This window comes from Marivirga tractuosa DSM 4126 (assembly GCF_000183425.1).
In the GTDB taxonomy this organism is placed as follows: Bacteria; Bacteroidota; Bacteroidia; order Cytophagales; family Cyclobacteriaceae; genus Marivirga; species Marivirga tractuosa.
Map to the genome: position 1 here is coordinate 631,506 of NC_014759.1, position 25,967 is coordinate 657,472.

The following is a 25,967-nucleotide window of genomic DNA, read 5'->3' on the forward strand; positions in this document are numbered from 1 at the left end:
TATTTAACTTATTATCTTATAATAATCTTTTTATTGATACTACTCACCCCGTTCCTTACTCTTAATAAATAGACACCTAGAAGTTCTTCTTCAGTGCCCAGATTTATATTCCAACTACTCGATTGGAAACCAGAATGCCCAATAGCAATTTGTTTTTGATTTACTAAACTGCCATTTAAATTGTATAGCTCCAGAGTCATTGTAGAATTCGCTTCACCTTTTGGAACAAAATAACTCAAATTCACAACTCCATTTGTTGGATTAGGATACGGATCATTAACATGAAAGCTTGAAAGATTAATGACACTATTTACATAATCCATTGAACCATAAATTATTTTCAAATCTCTACCTTTGCTATTTCTTAGCTGATATTGATTTGATTTCTTCATGTCAACTAAATTTTGAGATGATGGATCCCATAAAAACAACTCGCTGCTGTTGTTGAAAATGCTGGATGAAGGTAATTCCCAACTAAGTATTGTTTCCTTTACGTTGAGATTTGATTTAATATCAAAATTCCAATTATATTGATCCTGTAATCGTACAATATTTTTAGCTACATGATAACCATTTGTCTTTATTGGATGATTCAAATCTATATAATTTAAAAAATGAGGGAGGTTAAATTGGTCTTTACTATCTAATTCATTAGAAGCATTTTCATGCATTCCGATTCCCGTTAATTCATTTCTGACATTTCCATTCTCCAGCACCAAGTTCATTTCCCATCCCTGTCCTTTATCAAAACTCTTTCTATTGTCACTTCCTGTTGGAGGAGTTTTAGGAATTCTAAGGGTGAAGTCACTTGAATTCGGCCAGTTTACGAAGCCACCAGAAAATGCAGACAGTGTGTTTCCGTCAGAAAATGAACCATTGAAAATACGCAATTCAAAATCTTCATTATTAAATTCCTGAATATCACTCCATGAAACATCATATGGATAGGGATTGCCAATTTGATTCCAGCCAGGACTTAAGACAATCTCATATGGTTGATCTACACTTGCTGGAACATTTTTACCTGAGCCCGTATTAAAAGAAACGTCATTATCATTTACTATCAACCAGTAACCTCTACCTGGAATTAAATTGCTGCTTCCGGTCATTTCAGAAGTTGTTTCATTACTATATCTGAACATTCTCCATTTAGATAAATCACCATATTCACCCAATTGGCTTCCAAAAACCCCATTTACAGTACTATTATCTAAAGTGAGAGGAACCGATACAATTCTATAGTCTTCTTGAGTATTACCAAAAGAGTTATAGGGAATTGCCAATCCTTCATCCGGAAAAACAACTGTAACAGATTGAATAGCTGAAACATCGTCAAGCTGTGCGATATTTTTTGCGAAAATTCGGAATTCAAAACCTGCTGCACCGACAGCGGGTAATTGATAGGTATATTCATTTTCAGAGCCCTCCATAGCCTGAACTGTAGCATTTTCAAAATTAGTTGCTCCTGGTACAATATACTGAATAGCAACTTCTTCAACGCCAGATTCTTGGTCAGTAACGGTGACACTTATTGACACTGGGGCACCTAATTCTACTTCTTCTGAATATTGAATATTTTGAATACTAGGTGCGCTATTATCTACTAAGGTAGTAGCAGTACCAGTCAAAGGATTACTTATGTTGTAATTAATATGCTGTCCTTCGCCATTATATGAATAAATTGCATAAGAATAGGTATCACCAATGGTTAAAGCTGTTTCTTGAAATGTTTGCTCAGTCCCTATGGACACTACTTCTTCACCTTCCGCCAAAAGGTCTCCTTCCACATAGCTGATCCCTCCCATCGGCACAGAAGATGGAGGATTTTCTCCCTCCTTTCTGGCAATCAGATAACCTTCGGCTTCATCAAGATTACCAGAAAAACTAAATGTAAAGCTGTCAAAAGTCTGTTCTGTTACGCTAAAGTCAGAAGCCTGCGTACTTGGTGCATTAGTCAAAGTTACCAACTCTCCTAGAAGCGGAGAAGACTGCAAATAATTAATTTGATTTCCTGTTCCATTAAATGCAAATACTTTATAAAAATAATTTGTAAAAGAACTCAAATTGTTTTCACTCCAACTACTTTCAGTTCCAATGTAGGAAATAGTTGCATTGCCAACTCTACTATTTATTCCGTAAGTAATACCATCGGCTGGTGTAAAGAAAAAATTACTTAGACGAGACCTTACAATTAAATATCCAGAAGCATCACTTGATGTAAAACCTAAATTGGCTGTAGTTGTGGTTTTACTTAGTACTTCAAAACCATTCGGTTGAGCTTGAGGTTGTGCAGCTAAATTCGGTAAAGTTGAAGTGGTTAAGTTTCCCGCTAGAGGACTAGTAACAAGATAGTTTATTAAGTCACCTGAGCCATTATAAGCAAATATTGCATAGAAGTACTGAGTTTGCGGATTCAAATTATTGTCAATGATAGAAGTTGCAGATCCGCGGTAAACTACCACATCATTATCAATCTGATCCCCGTATTGATACCTTATGAAATCTTCTGGTGAACTAGAAGGGCTCTGGTTATCATTACGAAGGATTAGATATCCGGCCACATTTGGTGCCGCTGTAAAACTAAAACTAACAGAATTTGGCCCGAGACTATTTACCGTAAAATTAGTAGGCTGAGCAGCTGGTTCAGCAGAAGGGACATTAAAGCTGCCAGAAAGCGGAGCATTCTGCAAATAGTTAATGCTAGCTTCACTACCATTATAACTATAGACCAAATAATGGTAAGAACTATTAGAAACGATACCCGACTCTGTAAACTGAGTTGCAGACCCTACATAAACAATTGAATCAGCATTAAAACCATCACCCTGTTGATACACTTGCCCATCTGAAGGCACAAATACTGGCTTGGAATTCAATCTTCTCACCACTAAATAGCCATCAACGGAAGTAGCAGGTGCAGTGTAATTTACATTAAATAGCCTGTTAGTTTCGTCAAAATCTGTAACTGAAAAATCGGTAGGTTGATCAGTAGGTTCAGTTGATAAGCCGTCAATTACTAATGTCATCTCATCTCCAGTCAGAGGATTTGAAGTTAAGAAAGATGAAATATTACCTGAACCATTAAAGGCAAAAAGACTATAATAATATCTAGTATTTTGATTTAAAAGAGAATCGATAAAAGTGGTTCCTGCACCTACATACACAACTAGGTCATCTCCAACCAAATCACCTATTTGATAATTTTTACCATTTTCAGGTATAAATTCAGGTGTTGAACTAGAATTTCTCAAGACCAAGTATGAACCGTTATGATTTGCAGCAGCGTCATAACTAATTGTTATCTTACTTGAAGTCACATCAGAAAAGGCTAAATTGGTAGGTTGGTTTTCAGGCACATTTATTTCATCAGCACTTTGAAGGTTGTTTCTTAAAATAGCTATCCCCTGATCAAAGCCTGTGGTTAGTATATCTACTTTCCCATCGTTATTAAAGTCACCAACTTGCAGATCATAACCACCAAAACTAATCCCCATATCAAAACGACTTTCTAGAGAGAAATCCCCGGCCTGTGCAGTTGAGTTTCGATACAAAGAAATTGAACTTTCAACTAAATCAGTGCCTACTATATCTATTAATCCATCACCATCTAGATCCGCACTAGCAATTGCTGGAGGAGCTCCACCAGATTCGAAGGTCACAGGCTCAAGAAAATTAACAAGGCCAGAAAGGGGGTTTACGGTTGCATTCGAATATATCCCTATTACCCGACCACCATTGTCTTCAGTGAGGGCAAAGTCAATTTTATCATTGTTATTAAAATCGCCTGTGGTCAAATCAACTTGAGCACTTCCTATTGGCGTAAAATCAAAACTCGAAGAAAAGCCAAAGGTGTTTTCCTGAAAATTACCAGTGTTTAAAAGTATTTCCGGACCTGTGGAAATGTAATCTGGTTTGCCATCGTTATTTACATCCTTTAATTTAAATCCAAAGAAACCCAAAACCGATGTTCTATCAACTACCGAAAAATCTAATATTCCTTCCTCCGATATATTGGCGAAGGTAGTGACTGTAAAAGTATTAAAGAAACTAAACTCACTTTCAGGCGGGAACATCTCTTTCACTAATATATCCTTCCTGCCATCTCCATTCATATCTGCAATTTCTATATCTCTTATTGAAGTTGAACTTAAGGTGAATTCATAATCCTTAGTAAAATTAATATCACCTGCTCCTGTACTTTTATTTATAAAAACTGAAACTGTAAGTCCCTCAGCTACTGCCATATCCATTTTCCCATCACCATCTAGATCAGCCGTACTAATAAAGCCTATGTCAGAATTTACTGTAAATGAAATTGGTGTGTCAAACACAATTTCACCATCAATAGCACTGATATTACGAAAAATTGCTAATTGACTACCTTGAGATATGACACCTACATCGAGGTTCCCATCCTGATCAAAATCACCTGTGATCATAGACCCCTGAGCTAAACCTAACAAGCCCTCTACAGGACCGTCCTCAATAAAAGACAAAGTGTCAAAATTGAGACCATTGCCTTCAAAGGTTACACTAAAATCTTTTGTAGAACTAGCAGTTAATCCATTGGTTGCTATGTTGATAGGTCCGTACGAAGCCCCCAATGGCACTTCTACTTGAAGCTCATTGGCTGAGGCTGAGATTACATCAGCTCTTATACCATTGAAATCCACAATATTGCCACTTAAAGAAGAGGAAAAATGGTTACCAAAAACGGTAACAACATCACCAATCTCAGCCCTTGCTGGCGTAAATGAATTCAGTCTTGGCGGACTAACAATTGGCCACCCACCTTCAGTATAAAGTTGGGTCACTTCTTCAAGCGTCAAGACTTGGTTAAAGAATCGTATATCATCTTGAGCACCGTCAAAGAAAAGATTTAACCCAGCATTGTCTACACCTGCTGCAACTCCAATTAAAAGATCTTCTGTCATATCTGGGTTTATACCGTCAGTGGCAATTTCATTTTCAGAATCGACCTCACCATCTACCCAAATCTCCATCTTAGAGGCACGAGTAATTTGAATGACGTAATGATGCCAAGCGCCATCATTGTAAGTTCCATTTGTGGTGATCTCAGCAGTAGTTGTTGAACTACTCGTCTCCACCATAAAGAATCTAATTTCACCCGTTTCTTCTACTACTCCAAAGAAGCCAGAGGATCCATTTGATTTATCAAATAGCACTCCACCATTGGCAGTTCTAAACCAACCCGAAATTACTATATCCTGCGAAGTGCCCCAATTGAGTTCTGTTGCATCAGGAATATTGATATATCCATTTGTGCCATTAAAAAATGCTGCACTTCCTGTATTCCCAAATCTATCATCAATAAAAGTAACCGAATTACCTGTTCCGTTATTAATATTATCAGAAGTATCATCGAAAGATGAGCTAAAGTAGTACTCAGCTACAAGCGATTGATTTACAGAAGCTTCAGTAATTGTATAGCTTTTGTTTATCACGTCAACTGCAATGTCATATGTTCCTGCAGAAACGGCTATATTTGGTCCAAAATTAACAAGTACGCCAGGATCTTCTGGATTAGCTCCCCAATTAGCAAGCAGCCAGTCATCATTAGCCCGAATCTTCCATTCACCATCAAATAATTCAATATTCTTCAATTCGAATACACCGCCTCCAATATAGTCCATATCAGTGTCTGCACCATTCCAACCTGTATCATCTCCAGTTCTAGCGCTTCCTAAAAATCCCACTGTTGTAATAGGCTCAATTTGGTACGACCTGTTCGCTTCAACTAGCACCACATAATTTAATCCGCTTGGAGTGATTATCGGCTCACCAAATAAATCAATAATCCCATCGAGATTATCATCTCCATAGGGTGTATCAATGTTGCCATTCAAAATAAAATTTAAATTGCCATCACCCATTTCAAAAGCATTGCCATACTTGTCACTATCATCAGAAAAGTACAAACTTAAGCCCTCCGAGTTATTAGATTGATTTCTTACTATTTGCACCTGACCTATAGTTGGCCAAGGACCGAAACTGTATTGTCTTCCAATTTCATCTGCCGCCAACAATTGATTATAGACTTTGATATCATCAAGCTGACCATTAAAATAAGTGTTTAAGCCAGAATTCCCTACACCTCCTGCAACGCCAATTAAAAAGTCTTCAGCTGTATCTGGATTGAAACCATTTGACAAGGCGTTTACGTTTTCAGCTTCTAGCACGCCATCAATGTAAATCTGCATTCCCCCATCTCTGTCCATTTGAGTAACAAAATGATGCCAATTCCCATCATTGAAGCCGGATATGGAAACTTGACTTTCTGCAGTCCCCTGTGTTGCATAAAAAATCAAGGAATTATTACTGTAAAAAGCTAGGTACCCTGTATTACCATCTGATTTATCATACAGAACTCCGCTTGCTGCAGAAGTATTAAACCAACCAGATACAGCCAAATCGGTTGATTGACCTATTGAAAACACTTCATCGGTTGCCACGGCTATATAAGCACTTGTCCCATTAAAGCTATAGGCTTGGTCAGCCTCTCCAAACCTATTTTGTGATAATGTTGCATCAAATACTATCCCATTCAGGTTATTCCCACTGAGATCATTAGCATTACCAGTAAAGTCGTAAGCGGCTATTGGAGTTGTACTAGGCCAGCTATTCATTCCATATAATAAAGACACATCAGTCCTACTAATTCCGTAATTGTAATAGTTTATGTCATCAATGTCTCCATTGAAGAATCTACCCTCAGAAAAAATGAAGCCAACATCTAAAAATGTAGGGTTGTCAACCACGTTTATTGATCCAGAAAAATCAGTAAAAGAATCGACTAGTTGATTATCTAAATATAAATTAAAAACATTCCCATCAAAACTCATAACTGCGTGATGCCATACCCCATCATTTACCTCAACACTGCTACTAAGCACCACAAAATTCTCACCTAAAAACAATGTCCCTTCCAATCTATTATTTGCTCCAATTGCCACAGCACCAATACCTGTAATGTCTACAATTGGAACATAACCTGCCGAATAATCGGATGAGGTTTTAAACCAAACTGATAAGGATGTATTTTCAAAAGTAGGAACCGGGTAAATTTCAATTCTATCATCTACTCCGTCAAAACTAAATGCTGCGTCAGGAACACCAAATCTATCATTCGTAAGTACGGCTCCTATACTATTCCCACTAAATCCATTTCCAGACACATCAAGTGCATCACCAGAAAAATCATAAGAGGAAATCAATGCATCGTTTACATATGGCCATCCAAACTGATAATATCTTTCTAATATTTCTTGATCTGATACTTGACCAGTCACTAATTGAAGATCATCTATCTCACCTAAGAAATTGGATCCTATTTCCATACCCTCTGAAAAACTATTAGCGTTCCATGTAATTCCGTTTGAGTTTATAGGGAATTCACCATTAAATGCTCCATCGATATAAAAATAAATAAACCCATCTGTTTGATTTATATTAATAAGCAGATGTCTCCATTGATTATTTAGTAAATCACTTCTCTCAAGCGTAACCATACTCCCGGAAGGAGCATTACTTCCATCTGGAATTGCATAACGCATTTCAATACCCACACTTGTTACAGATATTTCATACCCAAATTGGAAAAAGAAATCTTCATCAAAACCCCAATTAAGTAAATTGCCACCATCACTTGTCTTAAACCAGAGAGAAATGCCATCAGGCTGGCTCTTAAGTACCGTTTGAATGGATCCATTTGTAAAATCATAAGCTGAACCGGGATTTCCAAATCTATCAGACACAGGCACCATATCGCCAACTAAAGTGCCATCAAAACCATTTGACGTGCTATCATTTGCATTGCCATTAAAATCATAGGATGCAATGAAAGTCTCAATTGGTCGGCTTGAATTATTTTGTTCCTTGCTCCTATTCAGGTTTTGTGAGTTACTATCATAACTCAATAAGACGATTATAAAAAGAACTATATACTGGTAATATTTTTTCATATCTTAATGGTTAGGTATTCAATTAATCAATTAGGCTCAGGTGCAATAGGTAAATCACTACTACTTCCTGGATTATCCAATAGCAAAATAACAGCTACTATCCCTCCTACTACCAATCCACCGCCTGCTATAAGCAAAGGAGAAATCCCAGATTTAATTTTGAACTGAGAACTTCCTACCGTTCCTGTTTCTCCATCCAATTGTATTCTGTAATTTGAGCTCTTATTTCCTTTAGGGATCTTAAAAAAATATTTACCAGAATTATCGACCTGTGCTATCCTTGATTTCTGCTGACCATCCTCATATAAGAGAATATCAATTTTTTCATTTGGCTTGCCTCCTTGCCATTGAATCCTATAGCTTTTTCCACTTTTAATCTCCGTCAAATTAAAATTCACAAATTCAAGAGGATCAAAAGCAGGTTCAGGTAAAAAGGCTCTAAGTTCAAATATCAGATTTCCCTTAAACTCACCCAGCTCACTTTTGGACAGCCACTCTATTCTCTTTCCCTTGCCAGGTTTAACATTTAAGCCAACATCACCCGTAACCAGTGTTAAAGGCGTTTCAAAATTATCTTTTGAAGAATATAGATTAACTGTAAATTCCTCTTCTAGATTGCCGTTTAAGTCGTAGGTAACTACGATGATATCATCTAATACTTTTGCTTCAACATTCTTTACTGATTGAGCATGAGCACTTTGTGCAAGCAGAATAAACCAGCTGATTGTCAAAAAAGACAGTAGTATATATTTCTTTATAAAGTTCAATAATCTATATCTCATAAAGCCAACTTTTACCTTCATATGTCTGATTAAAAAAAATTAAAAAACCTATTATATAAATATTATTATCAATAAATCTATATTAATATATAAATATATTAAATAATATCGGTATTATATTTACTTTTTTTTATACACAGTCGGTAAAAAATTAGCAAAAGATGTGGAAGGTGATTTGATGCAACAACTACTAACATATTAGGAATTTGTCTAAAGAATGGTGAATAAACTATTATACGGGTGATGTAATTTTAAATGCAACTACATTGAAAATATGTCTTGCATTAGTTATTCGAAAAAAAATTAAAGTCGCTTTTCCGTGAAAACATCTTTAGCCCTAATTGGAGAGGTGAAATTGGGTATTTTCAACCCACAATCATAATACTTTTTATTTAATTACTATACTTAAGCAGTCATATTTATCAATCTAAAAAACTGGCATGATTTGGATAAAATAACGCCTTTATAGACTAGTGCAAATCTTGACTTAATACTATTTCATACTCATCGCTTGACAGTTATTCCTATTAATTCAATTTATCAGCAAACAATCTCTTTAATTTATCCACTTTTGGCTTAATAACGAAAGTACAATAAGGCATGCCTTCATTTCGGTTGTAAAAGTCTTGATGAACTTCCTCGGCTGGATAAAATGCTTCAAATTTCTTTATCTCTGTAACTATAGGGTCTTCAAAAATACCAGATGAATCAATTTCACTTTTCATCTTTACAGCAGTGTCTTCTTGCTTCGGACTATGTGTTAAAATCATAGATCTATAGTGCGTACCAACATCTGCTCCTTGTCTATTTAAAGTGGTGGGATCATGAACTTGAAAAAAGATCTCTAGTAATTCTTGGTAGGAAATAATATCGGGATTAAAAGTTACTTGTGCCACTTCAGCATGTCCAGTTCGGCCTTGCACTACTTCTCTGTAAGGTGGATTCTTAATATGCCCACCAGAAAATCCTGACTCTACTTTTTCTACTCCTTTTAATTTTCGTAAGACGGCATCAATACACCAAAAACATCCTGCACCGAAGGTTGCTGTTTCAAATTCCATAACTTTCCTTTTCAAATACTACAACGTTTATTTTAAAAAAAGTTTGAATAAAGCCTTTAAGTTCCACTGTTGAATGCAAACAAAAAAAAGGCTACTCTGTTGAGTAACCTTTTTAGACTGTCAATGTTATATTTTTTACTTGTTTCCTTCCTTCAGCTCATCAGCCTTATTCATCATTTCTTCAGCTTTCTTATTCTCACCTAATTGAGTATAAAGCGTTTGAAGAGTTTCAATAATAGCTAATTCTTCTGGTGCTAGTTCTAAGGACTTTTCAAAGTAAGGCTTTGCCTTTTTCAAGTAACCTGTAGCTTCTTCCTCAATTTTCTTACCCTTCTTTCTATAGGTTTGCAAGTCCATATTCCTTGCTTTTGCAAAAAGATCCGCTGCTTTGTTATAGTAGTATACCGCATAGTTGTAATTGGCATCTAAATACTCAGGATCTATTTCTATAGCTTTTAAATATGCTTCCTCCGCTTTTTCAGGCTGCTCAAGCTGTTCATATAAATAGCCTAAGTTAAAATACAAATTAGCGTTTTCAGGTTCTCTTGCAATCGCCTCGTTTATTTTATCCTTTGCTTCATCTACCCTTTCAGCATTTATAAGTAAATTAATTTCCTGTTTATTAAACTCATCATTTTCAGGAAATTGCTTTTTAGCCATACGAACTGCTTCCAAGGCTTTATCAATATCCTCATTAGCATATCTTTCTATAGATATGATACTTCCATAAATGTCTGGTTCATGATAATCCAAATCAATCAACCTGTAGTAATATTTTAAAGCTGTTTCATTATCTTGTGATTGTTGAGATGCGATCCCAGCATACAAGGTAGCTGTTGTATCTTTTGGCAATACAATCAATGCTTTCTCGAATGCTTTAACTGCTTCTTCAAATTTCTCAGCCGAATAAGCTTCGGAACCTTCGTTTATGAAACCACCCCAAAGTTCTTGAACTTTTAAATCGGTCAAAGTAAAATATTTATCATTCTCTTCGACCATGTCAAAAACTTTATTATAGCTTTTTGTGGCTTCTTCTACAACCTCCTTCGAATAGCCATTTTCGTTTAAGATTGCCTGATAAATTGTACCCCTTGTATACCAAGTTTTAGGGTCATCTTTGGTTTTCTCATGCTCTGCAGCTTCGTTAATTAGCTCTTTTGCTTCTTCTAGCTCACCATTTTCTAAAGCTCTGTCTGCTTTACGAACATTAGAATTCTGCGCAAACGCCTGCCCAATCATTAAGAAAAAGGCGAAAAATAATGCAAGTTTTTTCATTTCTATCTACGTTTATTTAAACAATTATTAATCTATTTTACTATTTTATGTTAATTACGATTCCGTTTTGTCCTCACCACTAGAATTTTCTGGACTTTCCTCTACATTCTCTTCTTCTTCAATTTCGTCAATTTTTTCAACCTTTTCAACAGACGAAATACTGTCATTTTCATTTACTTTAATCAATCTGACACCTTGAGTAGCTCTTCCCATTACACGCAGACTTTCTACTGCCATACGAATGGTAATTCCAGACTTGTTTATTATCATTAAATCGTCTGAGTCGATCACCTCTTTTATAGCTACTAATTCTCCAGTTTTTTCAGTTACATTTAAGGTCTTCACCCCTTTACCACCTCTTTTAGTAATTCTATAATCTTCGATATCAGAACGTTTCCCATAACCTTTTTCAGAAACTACCAATAAATTAGCATTTTCTCTAGTAATGGCTACCATCTCCACTACAATATCTTTGCCATCTTTTAAAGTAATACCTCTTACACCAGCAGCCGTTCTTCCCATAGGTCTAACATTGCTCTCATGGAAACGAATGGCTCTTCCTGACCGTGCCGCTATAATGATGTTATTGTCACCATTCGTTAGTTTCACATTTAATAGTCTATCGCCTTCATTAATTGAGATTGCATTTATACCATTAGCCCTTGGTCTTGAATAAGCCTCTAAGGTAGTTTTCTTAATAGTACCTTTTTCAGTACACATTACTAAAAAGTTATTGTTGATATAATCTGCATCATCTAGATTTTCAACATTGATAACCGCTCTTACAGAATCTTCTGATTCAATATTAATTAGGTTTTGGATTGCTCTACCCTTTGAAGTTTTTGACCCTTCTGGTAATCTGTAAACTTTTATCCAATAGACTTTTCCTAATTCAGTGAATATTAATAAGTAATTATGTGTTTTGGCCACAAAGAGTAATTCTGTGAAGTCATCATCCTTACTGCCTGCACCTTTAGAACCTACACCGCCTCTACCTTGGGTTTTATATTCATTTAGTAAAGTCCTTTTGATATAGCCCTGGTGCGAAAGCGTGATGACCACATCTTCGTTAGGAATCATATCCTCATCAGTGAATTCTTCTGCACTATGGATGATTTCGGTTCTTCTTTCATCACCGTATCTGTCCTGAATTTCCTGCATCTCATCTTTGATGATGTTCATTCTTAACCCTTCATCAGCAAGAACAGATTCTAAATATTCAATCAGCTTTTTGATTTCTTCATATTCTTGAATGATTTTCTCTCTTTCAAGACCAGTTAATCTTTGAAGCCTCATATCCAAAATAGCCTTCGCTTGAATCTCAGATAATTTAAATTTATCCATCAATCCATTTCTGGCGATTTCAGGATCTCTTGACTCCCGTATTAGTTTGATAACCTCATCAAGATTATCCAAAGCAATTAAATAGCCTTCTAAAATATGGGCTCTTTTCTGCGCTTCCTCTAATTCATACTTTGTTCTTCTGACGATAACATCATGTCTGTGTTCAACATAATGTTTAATCATATCCTTCAGGTTAAGTGTTTCAGGTCTGCCCTTTACAAGCGCAACATTATTAACACTAAATGAAGTTTGAAGTTGAGTATACTTATATAAATTATTTAATACTACATTCGGAATAGCATCTTTACGGATTTCGTAAACAATTCTTAAGCCATTTCTATCTGATTCATCCCTGATATCAGAAATCCCTTCTATTTTCTTCTCATTAACTAAAGCCGCAGTCTTTTCGATCATGTTGGCTTTATTCACCAAATAAGGAATTTCAGTGACTATTACTCTTTCCCTGCCAGATTTAAGCACTTCAATCTCGGCTTTAGCACGCATCACAATTCGCCCACGACCAGTTTCAAAGGCGGCTTTTACTCCTTGGTAACCATAAATTGCAGCCCCCGTGGGGAAATCTGGAGCAGAAATATGCTCCATTAATTCTGCTACTGTGATATCATTATTATCAATGTAAGCATTAATTCCATTGACAACCTCCGTTAAATTATGAGGTGCCATATTAGTAGCCATACCTACAGCAATTCCTGAAGCGCCATTCAATAATAAATTGGGGACTTTAGCAGGTAAAACGGTAGGTTCCTTTAATGAATCATCAAAGTTAAATTGAAAGTCAACTGTATTCTTATTAATATCAGTTAACATTTCTTCTGCTATCCTTTTGAGACGTGCCTCTGTATAACGCATTGCGGCTGGAGAATCGCCATCAATAGAACCGAAGTTTCCTTGACCATCCACCATTTGGTATCGAAGAGACCAAGGTTGCGCCATTCTTACCATGGTGTCATATACAGCAGAATCACCGTGAGGGTGATACTTACCCAAAACTTCACCTACGATTCTGGCTGACTTTTTATAGGGTCTATTATGAGCAAGACCCAATTCTTGCATACCGAAAAGTATTCTTCTGTGTACGGGTTTTAAGCCATCCCTAACGTCAGGCAAAGCCCTAGAAACTATAACCGACATTGAATAATCAATGTAGGCGCCTCTCATTTCATCCTCTATATTAATTGGGATGATTTTCTCATTTTCTCCTTCAGCCATAGATTTGTTTACTGTCTAAAATAAATAAAGTGCAATTTAAAGATTTTTATTAAGCGGTGACAAAAATAATCATTTCATTTTCGTTTTAAAAACGGAAAAGACTCTCTTTTTTCATTCAAATTATAAGGATGATTTTCACCTACTTTAGGGTTTTGCCATTTATAGATAGGCTGCCCTCTAAATTTTTTATCGATATGATGATGTTCTTTTTGTGCTTCGCAATTACCAATTGGACATTTCTTAAACAATGGGAAACTCACCCTTATTCCTACTTGAAATTGTAAGTTCCACATATTGGTCTTAATAGATTGACCAGTAGGCATTATAGTATTAATCGACTTTAAATCAACGGAAGGCCTCATGACCAACCTGAAATATTCAGAAAAATTCTTTTCTATTGGAAAGCTAATGTTCCAATAATTGCTGGTGCTAACATTTCCTGTTGGAAATGCACTTTCTGATAATCTAAAGTTACCATACTCTAAATCAGCAAAATAGGAAAAGTCCCAAAAATCGTAATAATGAAATCCAGCTGTTAAATAATACTTACGTGTAAAAAATCTCGAGAAATCTGATTGATAGCTCGCTATATAATCTGGAAAACCTTTTAATTGCATATTTGCTTTAGTATTGATTTCAAATGTAGCTCCTGCCCCAATTCTAAAGCGTTCATAATTGAAGTGAATTTTTAAATGAATTGGAATTGCATTTCCACCACCAACAAGCCTTTTCTCCAAACTATCAATCACATAATTTCTATTAGCATCTGATTCATTTAAATTGCTTTGATAATATGCTGCAGATGTAGTATTTATAGTATCTGTAACCAAAGGATTATTTAGCCAATTACCAATTCCTACAGTATTCCCTAAAGAATCTTCGGCAAGTAAATACAGACTAGCATTATTACTATATATCTGATATTGATCTAGATTTTGTCTATATCGTGTTGAACCGTAACCAATCGCAACCTCAGCAGAAAAATGATTTGCTAGTTTGCGCAAAAAATTGGCATCAATATTTTTATCATTTGGCGGTGGACCCCAAGGATTAAATACCTGCCCCATTGAAGGCGAAATAAAAATCCCGCCTAATAATAGAGTGATGATAGTAAAGAATTTTATATAAAAATGGTTTCTCCCCAACGATTGATGATTTTGATAGCACAAAAGTACAAAAATTATGCTAAAACATGTTGAAACGTTTATTTAACCTCAAAAGCGTCCATGAACTCATTAAATAATACTAATTCTGATAAGCCCGTTTTCTCTCCTATAAATTTGATCTTTTCCCATTCTATTTTCCTCAATCTACCTGGATTCAAAATATCTTCTTCCCTCTCTAAAAACAGAGAAGATATAAACCTCACTAAGATATAAGGAGCTCGCATCACTCTAATTTCATAAGAAAAGGAAGTGTCATTTGCCCTGTCAATCGTTTCCTTTTCAAAGAGAATATGAAATATCTTTTTAATTGAAGCATAGAATTCATGCTCCCATTCATCAAATTTCTTAATTAAGAATTTCATGCAATCTGCAACAGGATCTTTAGACAAGAAAAAACCACCTTTAGATAACTTTCGAGCCTTTTTTTGCAAAGACATTTCTTCTTTAAAGCTAATATTATTGTTTGCCATTGCCTTTCCTACTACTGGACTTAGTAGAATTAATGACAGAAAATCATGATTACTTATTTCAAAATAAGGCGCAGTTTTCTCAAGAAAATTTGTGCGGAGCTCTTCTGTGATTTTTTCAATTTCCTGATTTTCAATGATTACGGCTATTTCTGCTTCAGTGAACATATATTTGATTCGTTTTATAAAAGGAAAAATACATTAAATAATTGCAGAATACAATTTTAATAGACAGAGCATCAAATAAATTAGATCAAAATTATAAAAACGGTTGCTGAGTGATTTGATTTTGATCTTTGTAGCGACTTTCCAAAGCTAAATAATCAGATTTTGATAAATGATCAAATGACCACTTTCTACTGTAGGAATGATCAGAGTTAATACCATATCGATATTCTAGTTCAATGATTTTTCTTAGTTGACCATCCCATACTAAAACTAATTGATTAACCCGTTGATCTAAATCAAAAGTCAATTTAACTGTATTATCACAAATCACTTTTCGATCAATATTAACTGAACCTTCTTCCATTTGAACCAATAAATCGGGATTTAATAGTAAAGGACTGTGTAAACTATCCATAATCAAGTCTGCACTACCTAGATCAAAAATATTACTAGATATGCTAAATATGCAATTACTCTCCAGATAAATTGTATTTAAGTAATTAGGCAAATAATCAGTATCTAAACCAAAATAAGCAGAGGATATACCGCTGGCAGCGCTCCTATTCAATCCAACAAGACCGTATATACTAGATATAGGAGAATGTTTGGGTCCATTATTCAAGGTATATTCCACATTATAATAAAAGTGTTTTTGTTCAACCAGTGCTTCGTAAATATCATTCACCTCACTTTTATTTTCGGGTTCTGAACATGATACACCAGCGATTAGAATTAAAATAAAGACTAGAGAATTATTCATAGATGTATTTCGATATTTGGATTTTCACTTCAATTAGAACTAGAAGCAAATTAGTTAAAATTTCTAAAAACCCTATAAACTCAATGGCGTTTAGTTTTTGAAACAAAAGTTAACTATGAAATCATTTGAATTCAAGAATCCCACAAAAATCATCTTTGGTGAAGGTGAAATTAAGAAGCTTTCAGATAATATTCCTGCCGGAAGCCATGTTCTACTAGCATATGGCGGTGGTAGTATCAAGAAAAATAGCGTCTATGATCAAGTCATTGAAGCTTGTAAAAATTTTAAAATAACTGAATTTTCGGGAATAGAACCTAACCCCCATTTTGAAACGCTAATGAAAGCAGTAGAAATCATTCGAGACGAAAAGATTGACTTTATTTTAGCAGTTGGTGGTGGCTCGGTCATTGACGGATGTAAGTTTCTCTCAGCTGCGGCCTTCTACGATGGAGACGAATGGGACTTAGTAGCTAAAGGATTATCCAGAAAACAAGAAAGAGTTTTGCCTTTTGGAACAGTTTTAACGCTTCCAGCTACTGGCTCAGAAATGAATTCTGGAGCTGTAGTGACTAAAGCTGCCACTCAGGAAAAACGAACTTTTGGTGGCCCTCAATATTTCCCGGTTTTCTCAATTTGTGACCCCACCGTAATAAAATCTCTTCCTAAAAGACAAATTGCTAATGGAGTTGTAGATGCTTTTACGCACACCTTAGAACAGTACCTAACCTATAAACACGATGCATTATTGCAGGATAGAATTGCAGAAGGAATTCTACAAACACTAATTGAAATTGGCCCAAAAGTAATGGAAGACCCTTCCGATTATAAAGCGGCTTCTAATTTTATGTGGTCTGCCACTATGGCTTTAAATGGAATTTTAAGATTAGGAGTACCTACAGATTGGGCGACTCACATGATTGCGCACGAATTAACGGCCTTACATGGAATTGATCATGCCAGAACTCTTGCTATCATTGCTCCAAATTTATATAGAAAGCTGTTTGATAATAAAAAAGAAAAGCTAGTGCAATATGGTAAAAGAGTTTGGGGACTAAGTGGTGAATCTGATATTGAAATTGCGGAAAAAGCGATAGAGATGACTGTAACTTTTTTCCAATCATTAGGAATCGATACAAAACTTTCAGATTACACCGATGACTATAAAGATACTGCACAAACAGTTTCTGACCGATTTACTGAAAGAAAATGGTTAGGATTAGGTGAAACGCAAAAAGTTGGGCCCGACTTAGCTAAGGAAATAGTAGAAATGAGTATTTAAAGTTTTACAACTGAATACTTCTCTAGCTTTATGGAAATAGGCTAGATTAAAATCAATTAATTACATAAAGGAAACTGAACCATCTACATTTTTTGAATCTTATCCTGTAATTTTTCAAAATGTGAATGTTCAGTTTCTACCTCTTTAACTTTATCGTTAATTGTTTGATCGGTCTCTAGCTTCAGCCGAATCTCTTTTATTGTAATATCCAATATACCTACTTCATCTTTAAGCTTATTGATAATGATCTCTTTGTCCCTAAGTTCTTTAGTATAATCCAATAGGTTACATAATCCTAGCATAGTAGCAACAGGTGCTCTTAGTTGATGGCCATTAATAAAGGTATATTCTGCTAGTTTCTCATTTTTCAACTGCAACTCTTTGGTTCTTTCCATCACTTTATCCTCTAAATGATTATTTAAAGCTCTCAAAGACTCATTTAGCGACTGCAACTCTTCGGATTGAGTTAAAATCTCTTTTTGTTGTAAAGTGACTTTTCGATTAATCAACTGAACATTTTTTGAAAACTCATAACTTATATAAGCTATTGAAATAAAATGTACTAATGCGTATGCTAATGCCAAATGAAGCATTATCTCTGGCAAGTCATAGTTTATTTGAAAGCCATAAATAGGTAAAGTTAGAAGATAACCTAAAGGGATAACCAACACCCTATAAATCTTATGGAAGCCCCTAGAGGCCACATAATTACTTACTAGTCCAAGTATGAAGATAAAGGTTGGGATATAGATCAACTGTATGAGACCAACAAACCAACCTACAACTAAAAAATCGACCATATTTTGCCGTATACCTATTCCCTTATCATTATTATGGTCAACGTAGTAAATAAATATCAAGTACGGTAAGATTACGGCTAAAACAAACGTAAAATAATGCCACAGATCAGTTGGTTCATCGTTTAGATCAAGAAATAGGATTAGATATATAGCATTGAATCCATAGGCAGCATATCGAAAAAGCAAAGATGCTTGTCCAAAAAAATCACTTTTTTGCCAAAAATATCTAACATTTAAAAATTGCACAATCCAAAGTAAATAGCTCAGACTAATTCACCAATTAATATTTGTAATATTTTAGATTAAAATTCTTTAAAGAAAGCATTTAATCATCATTTTTATACTATTCCAATAATAGATTTGAACTTTATAGGCGTTATTTATTTGAACAAAAATTTAAGTAAAGTGGTTATTAGTTGAATTTATTTATAAAATTTTAACCTTGTCTTAACACATCAGCTATTCTTTGTTATTTGAATTGCTCTATAATAATAGTCAATGCCTAAAATAAATAAACAGCAGAAATTCTTTGACTTTTCAGATTATGGTAGAAGTCCAGCCATTTATATATCCAATTTAATAAAGAATACATCTATCACTCCCATACATGTTACCATAGCTTTTGGAATCATCGGTTTGATTTCGGCCTATGCAATACTTGAAGAGCACTACATAATAGCTGGCATGGGCTTAATTTTAAAATCAATAGTTGATGCAATGGATGGGGAATTGGCAAGGATAAAAGAAAGCCCATCCTATTCGGGAAGATATCTCGATTCCATTTTTGACAGTGTTTTAAACCTCATTATCCTACTAACAATAGCATTTAAAAGTTCTAGCCCTCTTTGGCTCGGTATTATCGCCTACTTTTGCATTCAGCTGCAGGGCACTTTATACAATTACTATTATGTGATATTAAGGCATAGATCAATTGGCGGAGATACTACAAGCAAAATTTTTGAAATGAAGCCACCTATTGCTTTTTCATTGGAAAGCCAGACTACAGTAAATATCTTGTTCAGAATCTTTCAAGTTCTGTACCTTCCATTTGATTGGCTAATCTATCAATTCGATAAAGATGCTTTCAAAATACGGCAATTGCCTAATTGGTTTATGTCTATGATTTCCATTTATGGCCTCGGATTTCAATTGATGTTAATGGCAGTGATGATGCCAATAGGTTTGATCGATTATATTATTCCTTTTTTTATTTGCTATTCTACATTGGTTCTTGTTTTCATTACTGTCAGGAAACTGTTTATCTCTTAAAAGCTCTATAATTTTTTCATTTTGGTTCGTCTGTGGAACACCTCTATTTATCCTTTTTAATGGTGGTAATTGGCTGATCAATCAATTCGGAATAATTCTCAATGAACATTGCCACAGAATAGAAAATGAAAGACACATAAAATATAAACAGCATTACAAGAACAATGCTACTGGATGCTCCAAATATACCTTTAATATCACTATTTATTAATATCTGCTCAATTACAATCTGCCCGATCTTAAACAAAACAGAAGTCATTACCCCTCCTACCAATGCTGGTTTCCAAGGCAATTTAGCTTTGGGAAGTATCTTAAATAATAGTGTAAACCAAGCCGAAAAGGTGATCAATGAAAACAATAAACTAATAATTCTAATAACATAGGATTTTATATTAGGCAATATCTGGTTGACCTGATCGCCTATAAATGCCAGTACAATATCACAAAGAATGGCCACTAAAATCATTACACCACCAATTACTACTAAAGCAATTGCAGTAAGTCGCCCCCATAGATGGGATGCGAATTCTGATTACTTTTCGAAGGGACATCTCAAACCTGGTTAATATTCAACTGGACTAAAAAGAATAGATTGGTACCAATAAAAAGCAAAAAGAAAAATACCAAAATAGAAGTTAACAGATCATCTGGCAAAGCCTGAAAATTCCTAAATATAAGTTTTGTTTGCTCAGTTCAAGAATCTCCTAAAATACTACTGATCTGACTGAATATTTCATCATTCCAAAACTTTGGTTTAATAAAAATACTGAGGCTATTAATTAGAATAACTAAGATTGGAGGGATAGCAAATAAGCTAAAAAATGCAGTTGAGGAAGCAAACTGCAGAGGATTCTTATCTTTTAAATCCTTCACGGATTTTGGTACTAATTGGAGAATTGTTAATATTTTTTGTTGCATTATATTTTACAATATTTTCTATCATCTCGAATAAACTAAAAAACCGTAGCTAATTGTGCTACGGTTTGTAAATAAACTAAATGTAAAGACTAGTTTAATTCTTTCTCAATTTTTTCAGCCAAGAAGTTAAGTTCTTTTAAATTATAAAGTACATCAGATAATGACGTCTATTTTAGCTAAGGGTTAAAATTTAGAAAGACGCTGGATTTATTTCTGAAGCCAAAACATTAAGTTGAGGAGCATAAAAAAAGCCTCAAAGCATAGTGCAATGAGGCTTGTACAATATTTAATTCCAAGTATTTTATTTAACTGAATCGACCACGCTTTTGAAAGCTTCAGGATGATTCATAGCTAAGTCAGCTAATACTTTTCTGTTCAATTCTATTCCCTTTTTATTTACAGCACCCATGAATTGAGAGTATGACATCCCATGTTCTCTGGCACCTGCATTAATTCTTTGAATCCACAATTTTCTGAATTCTCTCTTCTTTTGTTTCCTATCTCTGTAGGCATACAACCAACCTTTTTCAACAGCATTTTTTGCTACTGTCCAAACGTTTTTCTTTCTACCCCAGTAGCCTTTCGCATACTTAAGGATTTTTTTTCTTCTAGCTCTTGAAGCTACATGATTTACTGATCTTGGCATAAATTTTAATTTTTTGGAAATTGGTGATCAACCTTAAAGTTGATTCTTGACATTACCATATATCCCGGTTAAACATTGAACCTTCGTTCGTTTTAATTTTGCGAAAAATATTAAAGATTAAGCATGTCTTTTACTCTACCTACATCTGACTTATGTACAAGTCCCATGTCGGTTAAGCGTCTTTTCTGCTTCGTCTCTTTTTTAGTTAAAATGTGACTTTTATAAGCGTGCTTTCTTTTGATTTTGCCGCTTCCAGTCAATTTAAACCTTTTTTTCGCGCCTGATTTTGTTTTTACTTTAGGCATTTATCTATTTATTTAAATTGGTTACTTATTTACCTTGTTTCGGAGTAATGAAAAGTGTCATTCTTTTGCCTTCCAATTTAGGCATTTGTTCAACTTTTCCTAAATCTTCCAGTTCAGAAGCAAAACGCAACAATAAAAGTTCTCCTCTATCTTTAAAAACAATTGTTCTTCCTACGAAATGCACATAAGCTTTCACTTTTGCACCGTCTTTCAAGAACTTCTTAGCATGATTCAATTTAAACTCAAAATCATGATCATCAGTATTAGGTCCAAACCTAATTTCTTTGATAACTGTTTTTTGTGCTTTGGCTTTAATTTCCTTCTGCTTCTTTTTCTGCTCGTATTTAAATTTAGAGTAATCAATAATTTTACAAACAGGGGGATCAGCTTTTGGAGAAATCTCAACCAAATCTAGGTTTTGCTCCTCAGCCATTCTAAGGGCCTCACCAATGGTATAGACGTCAACTTTTACATTTTCACCAACTACACGAACCTCTCTAGCTCTTATTTTACTATTTACCTTATAGGGTTCTTCTTCCCTACCTCTAGGTCTGTAGCTGCCTTTTTTTCGCATTTTACTAATATTAACCTCCTTTTTTTAGTTTACAGTGTGCAAATATCGTTATAAATATTGGATTACAAAATTACAATCCAAAATCTAACAATCAATATTATTTATTTTCTATGCTATCAGTCACTTTTTGATTAAAAAATGACTTGAAATCTTCCAAACTCATATTTCCGACATCTCCTTCTCCATGTTTTCGAATTGACACTTTTTCTTCCGCTGCTTCCTGTTCTCCGACTATCAACATATAAGGAATCTTATTAATCTCGGCATCTCTTATCTTTCTGCCAATCTTTTCATCTCTGTGGTCTATAAATCCAGTGATATCATTAGCTTCAAGTTCGCTATAAACCTTATTGGCATAATCAGCATATTTTTCGGAAATCGGTAAGACCGCCACTTGCTCAGGTGATAACCATAATGGGAAATTACCAGCACAGTGTTCGATTAAAACAGCCACAAAGCGTTCCATACTTCCAAAAGGTGCTCGGTGGATCATTACTGGTCTGTGCTTGCTATTGTCAGCACCAACGTATTCCAATTTAAATCTTTCTGGAAGATTATAATCTACCTGAATGGTGCCTAATTGCCAACTTCTACCTAGTGCATCTTTCACCATAAAATCAAGCTTAGGACCATAAAATGCTGCTTCACCCAACTCAATCACAGTTTTAAGGCCTTTTTCTTCAGCTGCTTCAATAATAGATTTTTCTGCTTTATCCCAAACTTCATCTCCTCCAATATACTTCTCTCTATTATCTGGATCTCGTAAAGACACTTGTGTTACAAAGTCTTCGAATCCTAAGGAATTAAAAACAAAAAGCACTAAGTCAATTACCTTAATAAATTCTTCCTTAACCTGGTCAGGACGGCAGAAAATGTGTGCATCATCTTGCGTAAAACTTCTAACTCTAGTTAAGCCATGCAGTTCACCACTTTGCTCATAACGATATACAGTACCAAATTCAGCCAATCGTAATGGTAAGTCCTTATAACTTCTAGGTTTAGTTTTATAAATCTCACAATGGTGAGGGCAATTCATGGGTTTTAGCAAATATTCCTCATCACTTTTCGAGTCATCATCAGACGGAGCAGCTATTGGTCGAAAAGAATCTTTACCATACTTTTCATAATGACCAGAAGTGATATATAACTCTTTATTCCCAATATGAGGTGTAATAACTGGCTGATAACCTGCTTTTACCTGAGCCTTTTTCAAGAAATTTTCTAATCTATCTCTTAACATGGTCCCTTTTGGCAACCATAAAGGCAATCCCAAACCGACTTTTTCAGAAAAGGCAAACAATTCCATCTCCTTACCTAACTTCCTATGGTCCCGCTTTTTCGCTTCCTCTAATAGCTCTAAATATTCTTTTAGCTCCTTTTGTTTAGGGAATGTTATACCATATATCCTAGTTAATTGCTTTCGTTTTTCATCTCCTCGCCAATAGGCCCCTGCAATATTTAAAAGCTTAACGGCTTTAATATAGCCAGTATGCGGAATATGAGGTCCTCTACATAAATCGGTGAAGTTCCCTTGTTGGTAAAAAGTGATTTCCCCATCATTCAATCCCTCAATCAATTCCAGTTTATATTCATCTCCTTTTTTCTGATAATATTCTGTCGCTTCCTTCTTGGAGATTTCAGAACGTTTATATTCATTTTTTTGACGAGCTAATTCAAGCATTTTCTGCTCTATCTTTTCAAGCTCTTCCCCTTGTAATTCTTTATCTCCAAAATCAACATCATAATAAAAACCATTGGCTATTGGAGGGCCAATACCGAATTTTATTCCAGGATACATGTCTTCTAAAGCTTCTGCAAGCAGGTGAGCTGAAGAGTGCCAAAACGTATTTTGACCTTCAGGATCGTTCCAAGTCAGCAATTGAATATGAGCATCTTCATTTATTGGTCTGGTTGAATCCCAAACCTGTCCGTTAACCTTTGTTGATAATACATTCCTAGCTAAGCCCTCGCTTATACTCATAGCAATGTCATGACCAGTTACACCTTTATCAAATTCTTTAACACTGCCATCAGGCAAAGTAATCTTTATTTTATTACTCATATTCTATTGAAATTCTAACTTAAATTATTTTACTATCGCTTGGAAATAAATCCTGAATGCAAATATGCAATTTTTGATTTAATAAGTGTAAAAGGAATGCAGGTAAAATATGATTAATTACCGATTACCTCACCTTTGGCATTTAGGGTTTTTAATACGTCTCCTTCTTCGTCATACAAGAAAAATATGCCCGCTTCCACTTTGGCATCTCCTAGAAAGCTTTCAGATTCGTATTCCAACCTCCATAATTCTTCCATTTGATAGGATAAATATAGAAGAAGCTGCGATGGATCCTCTTCCTCAGTTGATTTCAAATTCACAAGGACATTATTATTCAAATCAAGCATATTCTTAACTATGTATGAAGTGTCCTTCACTACTAATTTATAGTTCACCTTCATATCGAAGCCTGCATTGGCAATAAAAGGTTGCTTTTTCCAAGATCCAACTAACAGCAAGGAGGTATCAGCTTCAATAATATCTATCACATACTTATCTCCATTATTGGCTGCTGCATTTAATGGAGTAATATAAACGGTATCCTCTTCAGATGTAAAATACTGAATATCAATTTCCATTTTTTTACTTTTCTCAGCTACTTCCTCATACTTCTTCTCTAATATTGTTTTTTCGGTATTAATATAAGCTTCAATTGAAGGCTGATAACCAGCAAAATAGTTAGCGAAATCCAATTTAGTTCGTTCGTCTATTTTGCTTTCAATCGACTTGATTACTTCCAGCTGATCTGCTAGCCTGCTTTTATACTTTTTGAAAACATTGGTTCTTTGGAAAATATTGGTAGAATCATTTAGTACTGGAAATAGATTAGAATTGGTCAATAAAGTGCTTCTATTTTTTAATCGCTTATAATGCAATAAATCAAGCACAACATTCTTGTTATCCAGTTGCCTTAATCCTTTTTCCAACTCTTCAGGAATCACCATATCTTTGATAGCAGTAGTATCTTCTACACCTTTATTGAAATTTAAAGCGCTATTGAAATCACTATCAGTCTTGAATAATAATGCCTTAATAGGTCTAACTTCCGATTCTATTTTGCTGTCTACTTGGTTTAGATAATTATCATAATTTTGAATCTCGACCTTGAAATCACTAAAATCAATCTCTTTTGGAGCTAATTCCTCCCATTTACTAATAGAAGTAAGTTTTAATTCGGCAGTATATAATGGATGATTTAAAGAATTCAGCTTATCAGCGAAAGTGGAATATTGAGAAGTAAAATCACTAAAAGAGCTTCTAATCTCATTAAGTGCCTTACGATCATCCGAAGTAGCCCTCAACATAAAGGAAGGTTCATCGGGATATGCTGAATAAAATTCCTCTACCTCCTTTTTAAATTTATCATACTTACCAATAACTTCCGTTTTCAATTGATGCAGTTCGTGAATTAATTCCTTTCTTGCACTAACATCTGCAATTTTGTTTTCGTAATCCAGATGTACATCTGATGTCTTAATTCCAAATTTACCAGTCCTTAAGTCCCTGCGATTATAGGCCATATAATACTCATCATTCTTTCTGACCTCTCGATCATCAACTAAGGCAATTGCTTTTTTATAAGACGACACTGCTAAATTAGACAAGGAATCGTATTTTTCTGAAGAAGGAAAAATCTCCACCGTATCTAGCTTTGAAACTATAATTTCGCCCAAATAGAAGTAAGCATTGGCTTCATCATCATTTTCTTCTAAGAATTTGAGTAAAAGGGGTTCAGCTGATTTATAGTCTTTACTTTGTAATAAAGGAAATACATTTTTGTACTTAATTCTCTGTGAGAAAGAATTAAAGACAACAGAAACGCAAAGAATTGAAATCAGTAGAATAAATCTCATCAACCTTAATTTATTTAAATTATAGA

General features: G+C 34.7%; 16 protein-coding genes and 1 pseudogene. 2 read left to right on the forward strand and 15 right to left on the reverse strand.

What is annotated here, in order from left to right; all coding sequences use genetic code 11:
• Positions 1–11: 11 nt before the first annotated feature.
• From FTRAC_RS02480 to FTRAC_RS02515, 8 genes are all read right to left on the reverse strand, one after another.
• Positions 12–7,982 carry a LamG-like jellyroll fold domain-containing protein gene (locus tag FTRAC_RS02480; protein ID WP_013452651.1) on the reverse strand — a complete coding sequence of 2,657 codons (7,971 nt, stop codon included), beginning with the start codon at positions 7,980–7,982 and terminating at the stop codon, positions 12–14.
• Between the two features lie 26 nt (positions 7,983–8,008).
• A complete protein-coding gene (locus FTRAC_RS02485) occupies positions 8,009–8,764 on the reverse strand; it encodes a hypothetical protein (protein ID WP_148230031.1) in 756 nt (251 codons plus the stop codon).
• A gap of 527 nt (positions 8,765–9,291) precedes the next feature.
• On the reverse strand, positions 9,292–9,825 hold the full coding sequence (msrA, locus tag FTRAC_RS02490; RefSeq protein ID WP_013452653.1) for a peptide-methionine (S)-S-oxide reductase MsrA: 534 nt from the start codon (positions 9,823–9,825) through the stop codon (positions 9,292–9,294).
• 135 nt (positions 9,826–9,960) lie between these two features.
• Positions 9,961–11,100, reverse strand: coding sequence for a tetratricopeptide repeat protein (locus FTRAC_RS02495; protein WP_013452654.1), 1,140 nt, complete (start codon positions 11,098–11,100; stop codon positions 9,961–9,963).
• A gap of 54 nt (positions 11,101–11,154) precedes the next feature.
• Complete coding sequence (gene gyrA, locus FTRAC_RS02500) at positions 11,155–13,674, reverse strand: DNA gyrase subunit A (RefSeq protein WP_013452655.1); 2,520 nt, start codon at positions 13,672–13,674, stop codon at positions 11,155–11,157.
• Positions 13,675–13,748: 74 nt separating this feature from the next.
• The gene (locus FTRAC_RS02505; protein WP_041649438.1) at positions 13,749–14,741 is read right to left on the reverse strand and encodes a hypothetical protein; all 993 of its coding nucleotides are present in this window, start codon (positions 14,739–14,741) and stop codon (positions 13,749–13,751) included.
• 137 nt (positions 14,742–14,878) lie between these two features.
• Positions 14,879–15,475 (reverse strand): hypothetical protein, encoded by a 597-nt coding sequence (locus FTRAC_RS02510; RefSeq protein WP_013452657.1) that lies wholly within the window; start codon positions 15,473–15,475, stop codon positions 14,879–14,881.
• Between the two features lie 91 nt (positions 15,476–15,566).
• Positions 15,567–16,235, reverse strand: a complete 669-nt coding sequence (locus FTRAC_RS02515) for a hypothetical protein (protein WP_013452658.1) — start codon at positions 16,233–16,235, stop codon at positions 15,567–15,569.
• Positions 16,236–16,350: 115 nt separating this feature from the next.
• On the opposite strand from FTRAC_RS02515, the gene FTRAC_RS02520 reads away from it, so the two are divergent.
• On the forward strand, positions 16,351–17,514 hold the full coding sequence (locus FTRAC_RS02520) for an iron-containing alcohol dehydrogenase (RefSeq protein WP_013452659.1): 1,164 nt from the start codon (positions 16,351–16,353) through the stop codon (positions 17,512–17,514).
• 83 nt (positions 17,515–17,597) lie between these two features.
• On the opposite strand, the gene FTRAC_RS02525 is transcribed toward FTRAC_RS02520, so the two are convergent.
• Positions 17,598–18,560 (reverse strand): hypothetical protein, encoded by a 963-nt coding sequence (locus FTRAC_RS02525; protein WP_013452660.1) that lies wholly within the window; start codon positions 18,558–18,560, stop codon positions 17,598–17,600.
• A 252-nt stretch (positions 18,561–18,812) separates the two neighbouring features.
• On the opposite strand from FTRAC_RS02525, the gene FTRAC_RS02530 reads away from it, so the two are divergent.
• Positions 18,813–19,583, forward strand: a complete 771-nt coding sequence (locus FTRAC_RS02530) for a CDP-alcohol phosphatidyltransferase family protein (protein WP_013452661.1) — start codon at positions 18,813–18,815, stop codon at positions 19,581–19,583.
• Positions 19,584–19,626: 43 nt separating this feature from the next.
• Here FTRAC_RS02530 and FTRAC_RS02535 read toward each other — a convergent pair.
• The 6 genes and pseudogenes from FTRAC_RS02535 to FTRAC_RS02565 form a co-directional block, all read right to left on the reverse strand.
• Positions 19,627–20,091: pseudogene (locus FTRAC_RS02535) on the reverse strand (YhjD/YihY/BrkB family envelope integrity protein); the annotation flags it as partial.
• Positions 20,092–20,802: 711 nt separating this feature from the next.
• Positions 20,803–21,147: a 50S ribosomal protein L20 gene (gene rplT, locus FTRAC_RS02545; RefSeq protein ID WP_013452662.1), complete on the reverse strand. Its 345-nt coding sequence runs from the start codon at positions 21,145–21,147 to the stop codon at positions 20,803–20,805.
• Between the two features lie 110 nt (positions 21,148–21,257).
• Positions 21,258–21,452, reverse strand: a complete 195-nt coding sequence (gene rpmI, locus FTRAC_RS02550; RefSeq protein ID WP_013452663.1) for a 50S ribosomal protein L35 — start codon at positions 21,450–21,452, stop codon at positions 21,258–21,260.
• Between the two features lie 25 nt (positions 21,453–21,477).
• Entirely contained in the window at positions 21,478–22,026 is a 549-nt protein-coding gene (gene infC, locus FTRAC_RS02555) for a translation initiation factor IF-3 (protein ID WP_013452664.1), read from the reverse strand.
• A gap of 97 nt (positions 22,027–22,123) precedes the next feature.
• Positions 22,124–24,088 carry a threonine--tRNA ligase gene (gene thrS, locus FTRAC_RS02560; protein ID WP_013452665.1) on the reverse strand — a complete coding sequence of 655 codons (1,965 nt, stop codon included), beginning with the start codon at positions 24,086–24,088 and terminating at the stop codon, positions 22,124–22,126.
• 113 nt (positions 24,089–24,201) lie between these two features.
• Positions 24,202–25,941 carry a hypothetical protein gene (locus FTRAC_RS02565; protein ID WP_013452666.1) on the reverse strand — a complete coding sequence of 580 codons (1,740 nt, stop codon included), beginning with the start codon at positions 25,939–25,941 and terminating at the stop codon, positions 24,202–24,204.
• Positions 25,942–25,967: the final 26 nt, after the last annotated feature.